Genomic DNA, 11,115 nt, shown 5'->3' on the forward strand with positions numbered 1-11,115 from the left:
CGTCAGCTCTCCTTGGTGGCGGGCGGCTCGGGGGCGGGGCCGGGCACGGCGGTCAGCCGCAGGTCGGGGCCGAGGTGATCGACGGCGGTCACATCGAGGCGCAACGCTTCGCCGATCGTTCCGATTCCGGCGTCGGTGAGCGCGGCGGGACCGGCGCCCAGCAGGACGGGGGCGAGGTAGCAGACGACCTTGTCGACGACGCCGGCGGCGAGGAACGCGCCGGCCAGCGTCGGGCCGCCCTCCAGCAGCACGGAGCGGACGTCCCGCCCGTACAGCGCGGCGAGCAGCGCGGCGATGTCGAGGCCGCGGCCGGCGGCGGCGCGCGGCAGGCGCACCAGGCCGGCCGGGTGCCCGCCGCCGGCCGCGACGGCGTCGAGGGCGGCGGCCAGGCGGTCCGTGGCGTCGCCGGAGGCGTCGGCGGCCACGGCGACGAGGGTGGGGGCGCTGCCGTCGAGGAGGCGGACGCCGGGGGCGAGGGAGGTGCCCTCGGTGTCGGCGACGACGCGCAGCGGCTGGGTGACGCCGGCCTCGGCGCGGGGCCCGCGGACGGCGAGCTGCGGGTCGTCGGCGCGTACGGTGCCGGAGCCGACGACGACGGCGTCGGCCTCGGCGCGCAGCCGGTGGACGTCGGCGCGGGCGGCGGGCGAGGTGATCCAGCGGCTGGAGCCGTCGGCGGCGGCGCCCCGCCCGTCGAGGGTGGCGGCGTACTTCCACAGCACGTAGGGCCGGCGGCGGAGCACGGCGGTCAGCCACGGCTCGTTCCCGGCGGCGGCCTCGTCGGCGAGCAGGCCGCCCTCGGCCTCGATGCCGGCGGCGGCGAGCGCGGCGGCCCCGCCGCCGGCCGCCGGGGTGGGGTCGGCGACGGCGTAGACGACGCGGGCGACGCCGGCCTCGGCGAGGGCGCGCACGCAGGGCCCGGTGCGGCCGGTGTGGCTGCACGGTTCGAGGGTGACGACGGCGGTGCCGCCGCGGGCCCGCTCCCCCGCGTCGGCGAGGGCGGCGATCTCGGCGTGCGGGCCGCCGGCGCGGGCGTGGTGGCCCTCGCCGGCGGGGCGCCCGGCGGCGTCGAGGATCACGCAGCCGACGACGGGGTTGGGGCTGGTGTCGCCGAGCGCGCGGGCGGCGAGCGCGATGGCGCGGCGCATCGCCTGGGCTTCGGCTGCGGTGGCCACCCGGGTCCTCCTGCCTCGTCGGGCACGGACTCCGGGGCCTGTCTTCACGACAGTCACGGAACGCGATCACCGGGGCGCCGGCCGGAAGACGGGTGGACCACCCGGAAAGGGGCGGGCCGCCGCCGGCGGCGCACCTGTGGCATCCCGCCGCGCACTGCCTCCCATCCGGACTTTCACCGTCGGTCCAGGAATTTCACCTGGTCAACCGGCCGCTGGCAGCGGCCGGGTCGCGGACTTTAACCGCCGGTTCGGACTTTCACCGACCCCGGAGTGCGCGTACGTCACTGGTACGCCTTCAGTCTGCCACGCCCGGAGACCGGTCAACCCGCCGAACGCTGTGGGCTGGCTCACCTCCGCACGGCACGGCCCCGGGGCGGTTCGCGACGGGCGGTGCGCCGCCCGGGCGGTGCCGGGCGGTGTCAGGCGTACAGCTCGGGCCTCAGGTCCGCGAGGTAGGTGTTGTCGCGGCGGGCGGAGGCGATCCGGACCGGGTCGGCGTCGGCGAGGACGAGGTCCTCGCCGGTGTGCCCGGCGCGGGCGCGCACGGTGCCGTCGGGGGCGGCCAGGCAGCTCAGCCCGGCGAAGTGGTGCTCGCCCTCGGGGCCGACGCGGTTGGCGTACGCCACGTACAGCTGGCTCTCGTAGGCGCGCGCGGGGACGAGCGTGCGGGCCACGAACTCGTACGGGCGCGTCAGCGCGGTGGGCACGAGCAGCAGCTCGGTGCCGGCCAGGGCGTGCGCCCGCACCGGCTCGGGGAACTCCACGTCGTAGCAGATCAGCAGCCCGACGCGGACGCCGTCGACGTCGGCCTGGACCACCGGGGCGTCGCCGGCGGTGAAGAACTTCCGCTCGAAGTCGCCGAAGAGGTGGGTCTTGCGGTAGTTGGCCGACGGGTAGCCGTACGGGGTGATGAGCTGGACGGCGTTGTACACGTCGGTGCCGTCCCGCTCCGGGTAGCCGTAGGCGATGGACAGGCCGTGGTCGGCGGCGATGCCGGCGACGGCACGGGCGCCCGGACCGTCGGCCGGCTCGGCGCGGCCGGCGGGGTCGGTGGCGTACCCGCTGAGGAACAGCTCGGAGGCGACCAGCAGCCGGGCACCGCCGGCGGCGGCGCTCCGGGCCGCGGTCTCCAGCGCGGCGAGCCCCTCCTGTCTGCTCGGGGGCACCCCGGCCGGCCCCTGGAGCAGGGCGATGCGCAGCGGCGCCATGTGCAACCTCGCAGGCGGGTGGTGCGGTCCGTTCCACCCGACGGTACGTCCCGCGCGGGGCCCGGAACAAGGCCGGTCGATTGCGTCCATCCAGGCGATTCGTTGCGCGGGTCCGGGCCTCGGCGGCGATCCGTTGCGCGCGCTCCGGGCCCCCTCAGAGGGGTGGGTCGGGGGCGTAGCGGCGCACGAGCGGGGAGAGGACGAGGACCGATCTGGTGCGCTCGACGAAGGGTTCTCCGGCGATCCGTTCCAGCACTTCTTCGAAGTGGCGGATGTCGGTGGCGAAGATCTGCACGAGGGCGTCGGCGTCGCCGGTGACCGTGGAGGCGGCGGCCACTTCCGCATAGCGCGACAGGGCGCGGCGGATGTCGGCGGGGCCGGTGTGGGAGCGGCAGTACAGCTCGACGTAGCCCTCGGTGGCCCAGCCGAGCGCGGCGGGGTCGACGCGTACGGTGAAGCCGGTGATGGCGCCGGCCGCGCGCAGCCGGTCCACGCGCCGCTTGACCGCGGGGGCGGAGAGCCCGACCTCGGCGCCGACATCGGCGTAGGTGCGGCGGGCGTCCTCGGCGAGGGCGCGCACGATCCGCTCGTCCAGCTCGTCGAGGCGCATGTCCGCAGTACACCACGCCCGGCAGGCCCGCTCCCGGCGGGCCGGCCGGCCGCGCGGGGACGGGCCGCTACTGCCAGCTGGCGTGCAGCGGCTGACCCTCGGCGTAGCCCGCGGCGCTCTGCACGCCGACCACGGCCCGCTCGTGGAACTCCTCCAGGGTCGCCGCCCCGGCGTACGTACACGCGCTGCGCACGCCCGCGACGACGGCGTCGATGACGTCCTCGACGCCCGGCCGCTGCGGGTCCAGGAACATCCGCGAGGTGGAGATGCCCTCCTCGAAGAGCCCCTTACGGGCCCGGTCGTACGCGGACTCCTCGGCGGTCCGGCCGCGGACGGCGCGCGCCGAGGCCATGCCGAAGCTCTCCTTGTACAGCCGTCCGTCCGCGTCCTGCTGCAGGTCGCCCGGGGACTCGTAGGTGCCGGCGAACCAGGAGCCGATCATGACGTTGGAGGCACCGGCGGCCAGCGCCATCGCGACGTCGCGGGGGTGCCGCACGCCGCCGTCGGCCCACACGTGCCTGCCGAGCCGGCGCGCCTCGGCGGCGCACTCCAGCACGGCGGAGAACTGCGGCCGGCCGACGCCGGTCATCATGCGGGTGGTGCACATTGCGCCGGGGCCGACGCCGACCTTGACGATGTCGGCGCCCGCCTCGACGAGGTCGCGTACGCCGTCGGCGGCGACGATGTTGCCGGCGACCACCGGCACCCCGGGGTCGAGGGCGCGGACGGCGCGCAGCGCGTGGAGCATCTGCTCCTGGTGGCCGTGCGCGGTGTCCACCACGAGGGTGTCGACGCCGGCGTCGAGGAGCTCCTTGGCGCGCCCGGCCACGTCGCCGTTGATGCCCACCGCGGCGGCGACGCGCAGCCGGCCGCGGGCGTCGGTGGCGGGGGTGTAGAGCGTGGCCCGCAGGGCGCCCTTGCGGGTGAGCAGGCCGACGAGCCGCCCGTCGGCGCCGACGGCGGGGGCGAGCCGGCGGTGGGCGGCGTCCAGGCGGTTGAACGACTCGCGCGGGTCGATGTCCGCGTCGAGCAGCAGCAGCTCGCGGGACATGACCTCGGACAGCTGGGTGAATCGGTCCACCCCGCTCAGGTCCGACTCGGTGACGACGCCCACGGGGCGGCCGTCCTCGACCACGACGGCGGCGCCGTGCGCCCGCTTGGGCAGCAGCGCCAGCGCGTCGGCGACGGTGGAGTGCGGCCCCAGCACGATGGGGGTGTCGAGCACCAGGTCGCGCTGCTTGACCCAGGAGACGACATCGGCGACGACGTCGATGGGGATGTCCTGCGGGATGACGACGAGCCCGCCGCGGCGGGCCACGGTCTCCGCCATCCGGCGGCCCGCGATGGCCGTCATGTTGGCGACGACGATCGGGATGGTGGTCCCGGTGCCGTCGGCGGAGGACAGGTCCACGGCCTGGCGGGAGCCCACGGCGGAGCGGCGGGGGACCATGAACACGTCGTCGTACGTCAGGTCGTACGGCGCGGAGGAGTCATTCAGGAAACGCACGTGCTTCAGTGTCCCATGCGGCCGCGGAATCCCCGCACGAGCTGAGGGACCACGGCAGCTCCGGCACCCGGCCGGCCCGCCGGCCGGGGCCCGCCGCGGGCCGGGGCGGGGGCAATCGGGCGGATCTCGCGACCCGGGGGCGTGAAGTCGGGCGCGGGCGGGCACGCGCCCCCATGACCGTCACGCACGACGTGAAACCCCGTCCCACGGGAGGACGCCATGTCGACGCAGCCGACTCAGGTGCCGACAGCTGACACCGGAACCCGCCCGCCCTCGGCGGCGGACCGGGAGCCCGACCCGGTGCCGCCGATGCCCCCGGCCCCGCCCACGCCGCCGCGGCCCGGCCCCGACCCGGGCCCCGGACCGGGGCCGCGCCCCGGGCCCGTACCGGAGCCGCCGCCCGCGCCGGATCCGATCCCCAGGCCGCCCGGGCCCGACCCGGTGCCGGACCCCGATCCGCAGCCGGGTCCGGTGAGCTGACCTCCGGCGTCCCGGGGCGACCGGTGTCCCGGGAGCACGGAGCGGGCGAGCAGATGACGGCGCTGGTGAAGGAGGCGATCTCAGGTGGCCGTTTCGGCCGACGAACTCGACCGTGAAGCCCTGGTCCGGTACATCGAGGACGGGTTCGTCTGCGCGCAGGCGTGCGCGGAGTGCGCGACGGCGTGCCTGCAGCCCGCCGGGCCGGCGGAGCCGAGCGCGGCCCAGCGGCTGGACCTGCGGTGCGCGGACGTCTGCGAGCACACCTCCCGGATGCTCACGCAGCACGGCCGGTACGACGGGCCGGGCCTGCGGGCCCAGGTCGAGCTGTGCGCCGCGACCTGCGCGGCCTGCGCGGAGGACTACGAGCGGCTGGCGGCCACCGCGCCGGGGGCGGCGGAGCGGGCCGAGGCGTGCCGCCGCTGCGAGCGGGCGTGCCGCGACTTCCTCGTGAACCTCGCCTGACCCCGGGGCCGCTCCGTCGGCGGGCGGGCTCAGCCGGCGACCCGGATCCCCTGACCGGCCACGTCGACCACGATGCCGTCCCCGGTCGCCGTGACCATGTCGATCCGTACCCCGTCGGGCAGCCCACCGACCTGCCGGTCGACGTCGACGGCGCCGCGCACCGACTCCTCGGCCCCGGGAACACCCGAGGCCGGGATCTCCTCGGCGTGCAGCCGGATGGTGTCGCCGCCCTCGGACTCGACCGTGGAGAGCACCTCGACCGGCTCCGGTGCGTCCAGCGCCGCGGCGCTGGCGGTGACCTTCACCTTGCCGTCGCCGCCGTAACCGAAGGCGACGCCCTCATGCCCGGCCACGGCCGTCAGCGCCTCGTACGCGATGAGGGCGGAGCCCTCGGCGCTCTCCGCGGTCGCACCACCGTAGTCCTCGTCCAGCTCGACGCCGCTCAGCTCCACGCTGAACTCGGAGATCATCAGCCGCTCACCGGTGCCGGAGGCGGCGTCCGCGCGGATGTCGGTCATCGTGACGTCGACGTCGTCGAGGTGCTTGCCGGCGATCTGGGTGAGGAACGGGAAGCCGTTGATCGACACCTCCGTGCTGCCCTCCAGCCCCTGCCTGGCCTGGATCTTCTCCGCCACCTTCCCCTCCGCCACGTACACGGTCAGCCGGTCGGCGGCGACGAAGAGCACACCGAGCACGACACACACCACGAACACGATCCGCAGTCCACGCATGAGACAGGTCCCCCCGGGAGCTTCGGTGCCGGGAGCTTATCCCGTCCGGTACGGCCCTTCCGGCGCCGTCGAGCAGGTGTGACACAGTCCCCGTCGCGGTGGCGAAGGGTACTGTCCGGCGCGGGCGGCCCATTGGATATCTTGATATCAAGCAATCCGGCAGAGCAGCGACGCGGACTGGAGCACCCGGTGACTGAATCAGCTTCGACGATCATCTACACCCACACCGACGAGGCCCCGGCCCTGGCGACGTATTCGTTCCTGCCGGTCGTCCAGGCGTACGCCGCGACCGCCGGGGTCGACGTGGAGACCCGGGACATCTCCCTGTCCGGGCGGATCCTCGCCGGCTTCCCCGAGCGGCTGCCGGCCGGCCGGCAGGTGGCCGACGCGCTCGCCGAGCTGGGCGAGCTGGCGCGTACCCGGCAGGCGAACATCATCAAGCTGCCGAACATCTCGGCGTCCATCCCGCAGCTCAAGGCCGCCATCGCCGAGCTGCGCGCGCACGGCTACGACCTGCCGGACTACCCGGACGAGCCCAAGACCGACGAAGAGCGTGACATCCGCGCCCGCTACGACAAGGTCAAGGGCAGCGCGGTCAACCCCGTGCTGCGCGAGGGCAACTCCGACCGCCGCGCCCCCGCCTCGGTGAAGAACTACGCCCGCAACCACCCGCACCGCATGGGCACCTGGTCCGCCGATGCGAAGACCAACGTCGCCCACATGATCGCCGACGACTTCCGCTCCACCGAGAAGTCCGCGGTCGTCGAGCGGGACGGCAGCCTGCGCATCGAGCTGGCCGGCGCGGACGGCTCCACCACCGTGCTGCGCGAGTCGGTGCCGGTGCTCGCCGGCGAGGTGGTCGACGCCGCCGTGATGCACGTCGAGGCGCTGCGCGCGTTCCTCGGCGAGCAGGTCGCCCGGGCGAAGACCGAGGACGTGCTGTTCTCGCTGCACCTGAAGGCCACGATGATGAAGGTCTCCGACCCGATCGTCTTCGGCCACGCGGTACGGGCCTTCTTCCCCCGCACGTTCGCGCGCCACGGCGAGACGCTCGCCGCCGCTGGCCTGACCCCGAACGACGGGCTCGGCGGCATCCTCGCCGGCCTCGACGCGCTCCCCGAAGGGGCCGAGATCAAGGCGTCGTTCGAGGCCGAGCTGGCCGAGGGGCCGGAGCTGGCGATGGTCGACTCCGACCGCGGCATCACCAACCTGCACGTCCCCAGCGACGTCATCGTCGACGCCTCCATGCCGGCGATGATCCGTACCTCCGGCCACATGTGGGGCCCGGACGGTGCGGAGGCCGACACCCTCGCCGTCATCCCGGACAGCAGCTACGCCGGCATCTACCAGGTCGTCATCGACGACTGCCGCGCCCACGGCGCCTTCGACCCGGCGACGATGGGCTCGGTCCCCAACGTCGGCCTCATGGCGCAGAAGGCGGAGGAGTACGGCAGCCACGACAAGACCTTCGAGATCGGCGCTCCCGGCACCGTGCGCGTCGTCGACGACGCGGGCGAGGTCCTGCTGGAGCAGCCGGTCGCCGCTGGTGACATCTTCCGCATGTGCCAGACCAAGGACGCACCGATCCGGGACTGGGTGAAGCTCGCCGTCACCCGCGCCCGCGCCACCGGCGACCCGGCGGTCTTCTGGCTGGACGAGGGCCGGGCGCACGACGCCAACCTGATCGCGAAGGTGCGGCGGTACCTGCCGGAGCACGACACCGAGAGCCTGGACATCCGCATCCTCGCCCCGGCCGACGCGATGGCCCTGTCGCTGGTGCGGATCCGCCGCGGCGAGAACACCATCTCGGTCACCGGCAACGTGCTGCGCGACTACCTCACCGACCTCTTCCCCATCCTGGAGCTGGGCACCAGCGCCAAGATGCTCTCCGTCGTCCCGCTGATGAACGGGGGCGGCCTGTTCGAGACCGGCGCCGGCGGCTCCGCGCCCAAGCACGTGCAGCAGCTGGTCAAGGAGGACTACCTGCGCTGGGACAGCCTCGGCGAGTTCCTGGCGCTGGCCGTCTCCTTCGAGCACCTGGCGCAGAAGACGGGCAACGCCCGCGCCCAGGTGCTCGCCGACACCCTGGACCGGGCGACGGCGACGTTCCTGGGTGAGAACAAGTCGCCCACCCGCCGCGTCGGCGGCATCGACAACCGCGGCAGCCACTTCTACCTGGCGCTCTACTGGGCGCAGGAGCTGGCCGCGCAGACGGCCGACGCGCGGCTCGCGGAGGCGTTCGCGACGCTGGCGCAGACGCTGGCCGAGCAGGAGCCGACGATCGTCGAGGAGCTGCTGGCGGTGCAGGGCAACCCCGCCGACATCGGCGGCTACTACCAGCCCGACCCGGAGAAGGCCGCCGCGGTCATGCGGCCGTCGCAGACCCTCAACCGGGCGCTGCAGACGCTGGGCTGAGCGGCGCGGCGCCCGCCCGGTCCCCGCGGGGTCCGGCCGGGCGCCGGACCGCCGGGTGCGGGTGCCGCCCCCGCGGCCGTACGAGCCGGGGACACCGCCGTACGAGCGGGGCCGCCGCCCCACCGGCGGGCTCAGCGGCCGAGCCGGCCGGCCAGCCGGAGCGTACGGCGGGCGTCGGCGACCACGGCGGCGTCGACGAAGCGGCCGTCGGGCAGCGCGAGCGCGCCCGCGTCCGCCGCCGCCGCGGCGACGACCTCCTCGGCCCGCTCGACCTCGGCGGGCGCGGGCAGGAACGCCCGCTCGATCACGGGCAGTTGCCGGGGGTGGATCGCCGTACGACCCAGGAAGCCCAGCGCCCGGCCCGCGGCGCAGGAGCGGGCGAGCCCGTCGAGGTCGGCGACGTCCGGGTACACCGACTGTGCGGGCGGAGGCAGCCCCGCGGCGCGGGCGGCGACGACGGCCCGGCTGCGCGGCCAGGCCAGCCCGGCGTCGTCGGCGACGCCCAGCTCGGCGCGGAGGTCGGCCTCGCCGAGCGCGATACCGCGCACGGCGGGGTGCGCGGTGGCGATCTCGTAGGCGCGCTCGATGCCGAGGGCGGATTCGAGGAGCGGGTAGAGCGGCGGGACGCCGCCGGTCGTGTCGTGCCCGAGGGGTGCCGCGGCGCCCGGCCCGGGCGCGCCGTCCGCGGCATCGCGCTCCGTACGGCCGCCGGGAGCCGGGACGGGCGCGGGTGCGGGTACGGGCGCGGGCGCGGGGGCCGCGGCGCAGGCTTCGAGGGCGGTGGCCGCCACCCGAAGCACCTCCTCCCGGCCGCCGGCCTTCGGCAGCCGGAGCCCGGCCAGGCCGGGCAGCGGGGCCAGCGTGCGCAGTTCGCCGTCCGCCAGCGGCCCGGCGAGCGCGTTGACGCGCACGTGCACCGGCACCGGGCCGGGGTGCGGCTCGCTCAGCAGCTCCGCGGTGGCGGCCAGCGCGTACGCCTTGCGCTCCGGCGCCACCGCGTCCTCCAGGTCGACCAGCACCACGTCCGCGCCACTGCGCAGCGCCTTCGCCACCACCGCGGGCCGGTCCCCGGGCACGTACAGCCAGGTCAGATACGTGTCCTGCCCGGCCCCGGGTCCGGCCGCGGCGCCCCCGGCCGCCGGGTGCGCCGCGACCGCGGACGGGCGCGGGGCGCTCACACCGCCCCCTCGTCCCGCAGCCCGGCTATCTCTGCGCCGGTCAGCCCCAGTTCGGCCAGCACCGCGTCGGTGTCCGCGCCGTGCGGCCGGCCCGCCCAGCGGATCGCGCCCGGGGTCTCGGAGAGCCGGAAGAGCACGTTCTGCATCTTCACGGTGCCCAGCTCCGCGTCCTCGACCTCGGTAATCGAGCCCAGCGCCCGGTACTGCTCGTCGGCCATCACGTCCCGTACGTCGTACACCGGCGCCACCGCCGCCTGCGCCTTGTCGAACGCGGCGACGACCGTCGCGGCGTCGTGCCGCGCGATCCAGCCGCCCACCGCCTCGTCCAGCTCGTCAACGTGCCGCGCCCGGCCCGCGCCGGTGCCGAACCACGGCTCGTCGATCAGCTCGGGCCGCCCCACCAGCCGCATCACCCGCTCCGCGACGGACTGCGCGGAGGTGGAGACGGCCAGCCAGCGGCCGTCGGCGGTGCGGTAGGTGTTGCGCGGCGCGTTGTTGGTGGAGCGGTTGCCGGTGCGCGGCTGGACGTAGCCGAGCTGGTCGTACCAGACGGGCTGCGGGCCGAGCACGGTCAGCATCGGCTCGATGATCGCCATGTCGACCACCTGTCCGCGGCCGGTGCGCTCCCGCCCGGCGAGCGCGGTCATCACCGCGTACGCGGTGGAGAGCGCGGCGACGGAGTCCGCGAGGCCGAACGGCGGCAGCGTCGGCGGTCCGTCGGGCTCGCCGGTGACCGCGGCGAAGCCGCTCATCGCCTCGGCGAGGGTGCCGAATCCGGGGCGGCGGGAGTACGGGCCGAACTGGCCGAAGCCGGTGACCCGGGCGAGCACAAGCCGGGGGTTGGCGGCCGACAGCTCAGCCCAGCCGAGGCCCCACTTCTCCAGCGTGCCGGGGCGGAAGTTCTCTATGACCACGTCGGCCCCGGCGGCCAGCCGCAGCAGCACGTCCCGCCCGCCGGCGGTGGACAGGTCGAGGGTGACGGTCTTCTTGTTGCGGCCGAGCAGCTTCCACCACAGGCCGACGCCGTTCTTGGCGGGCCCGTGGCCGCGGGAGGGGTCGGGCTTCGCGGGGTGCTCGACCTTGACGACCTCGGCGCCGAAGTCGCCGAGCATGGTCGCGGCCAGCGGGCCGGCGAAGAGGGTCGCGAGGTCCAGGACGCGCAGTCCGGCGAGCGGGGCCCCGGGCGGGGCGGAGGCGTCGGCGGAGGCGTCGGCGGAGGCGTCGGCGGAGGCGGCGGCGGAGGCGGCGGCGGACGCGGCGGGTACGGCGGCGGCGTCGGATACGGCGTCGTCGCGTGCGGCGGCGGAAGCGGAGGCGGGGGTGTCGGTCATGGTGTCGCGCCTTCCTCGGTG

General features: G+C 75.6%; 9 protein-coding genes and 1 riboswitch. Of the genes, 2 read left to right on the plus strand and 7 right to left on the minus strand.

What is annotated here, in order from left to right; translation table 11 throughout:
* Positions 1-2: 2 nt before the first annotated feature.
* From ribD to T328_RS06775, 4 genes are all read right to left on the minus strand, one after another.
* Positions 3-1,145: a bifunctional diaminohydroxyphosphoribosylaminopyrimidine deaminase/5-amino-6-(5-phosphoribosylamino)uracil reductase RibD gene (ribD, locus tag T328_RS06760; RefSeq protein ID WP_496495363.1), complete on the minus strand. Its 1,143-nt coding sequence runs from the start codon at positions 1,143-1,145 to the stop codon at positions 3-5.
* A 174-nt stretch (positions 1,146-1,319) separates the two neighbouring features.
* A riboswitch (FMN riboswitch) is annotated at positions 1,320-1,450 on the minus strand.
* Positions 1,451-1,591: 141 nt separating this feature from the next.
* Positions 1,592-2,380 (minus strand): carbon-nitrogen hydrolase family protein, encoded by a 789-nt coding sequence (locus T328_RS06765; protein WP_496494967.1) that lies wholly within the window; start codon positions 2,378-2,380, stop codon positions 1,592-1,594.
* A gap of 154 nt (positions 2,381-2,534) precedes the next feature.
* The gene (locus T328_RS06770; protein ID WP_496494968.1) at positions 2,535-2,990 is read right to left on the minus strand and encodes an Lrp/AsnC family transcriptional regulator; all 456 of its coding nucleotides are present in this window, start codon (positions 2,988-2,990) and stop codon (positions 2,535-2,537) included.
* Positions 2,991-3,057: 67 nt separating this feature from the next.
* Positions 3,058-4,497, minus strand: a complete 1,440-nt coding sequence (locus T328_RS06775; protein ID WP_496494969.1) for a GuaB1 family IMP dehydrogenase-related protein — start codon at positions 4,495-4,497, stop codon at positions 3,058-3,060.
* Positions 4,498-5,061: 564 nt separating this feature from the next.
* Between T328_RS06775 and T328_RS06780 the strand changes: the two genes are divergently transcribed.
* Complete coding sequence (locus tag T328_RS06780) at positions 5,062-5,439, plus strand: four-helix bundle copper-binding protein (protein ID WP_496494970.1); 378 nt, start codon at positions 5,062-5,064, stop codon at positions 5,437-5,439.
* Positions 5,440-5,468: 29 nt separating this feature from the next.
* Here the strand turns inward: T328_RS06780 and T328_RS06785 are convergent, their stop codons facing one another.
* Positions 5,469-6,170: an LmeA family phospholipid-binding protein gene (locus T328_RS06785; protein ID WP_496494971.1), complete on the minus strand. Its 702-nt coding sequence runs from the start codon at positions 6,168-6,170 to the stop codon at positions 5,469-5,471.
* Between the two features lie 189 nt (positions 6,171-6,359).
* On the opposite strand from T328_RS06785, the gene T328_RS06790 reads away from it, so the two are divergent.
* Positions 6,360-8,585 carry an NADP-dependent isocitrate dehydrogenase gene (locus T328_RS06790; RefSeq protein ID WP_496494972.1) on the plus strand — a complete coding sequence of 742 codons (2,226 nt, stop codon included), beginning with the start codon at positions 6,360-6,362 and terminating at the stop codon, positions 8,583-8,585.
* A gap of 131 nt (positions 8,586-8,716) precedes the next feature.
* Here T328_RS06790 and T328_RS06795 read toward each other — a convergent pair whose 3' ends face one another.
* Complete coding sequence (locus T328_RS06795; RefSeq protein ID WP_496494973.1) at positions 8,717-9,763, minus strand: HpcH/HpaI aldolase/citrate lyase family protein; 1,047 nt, start codon at positions 9,761-9,763, stop codon at positions 8,717-8,719.
* The gene (locus T328_RS06800) at positions 9,760-11,094 is read right to left on the minus strand and encodes a CaiB/BaiF CoA transferase family protein (protein WP_496494974.1); all 1,335 of its coding nucleotides are present in this window, start codon (positions 11,092-11,094) and stop codon (positions 9,760-9,762) included. The genes T328_RS06795 and T328_RS06800 overlap by 4 nt, the downstream gene beginning before the upstream one ends.
* Positions 11,095-11,115: the final 21 nt, after the last annotated feature.

The sequence above is a fragment of the Streptomyces sp. CNX435 genome (genome assembly GCF_059570575.1).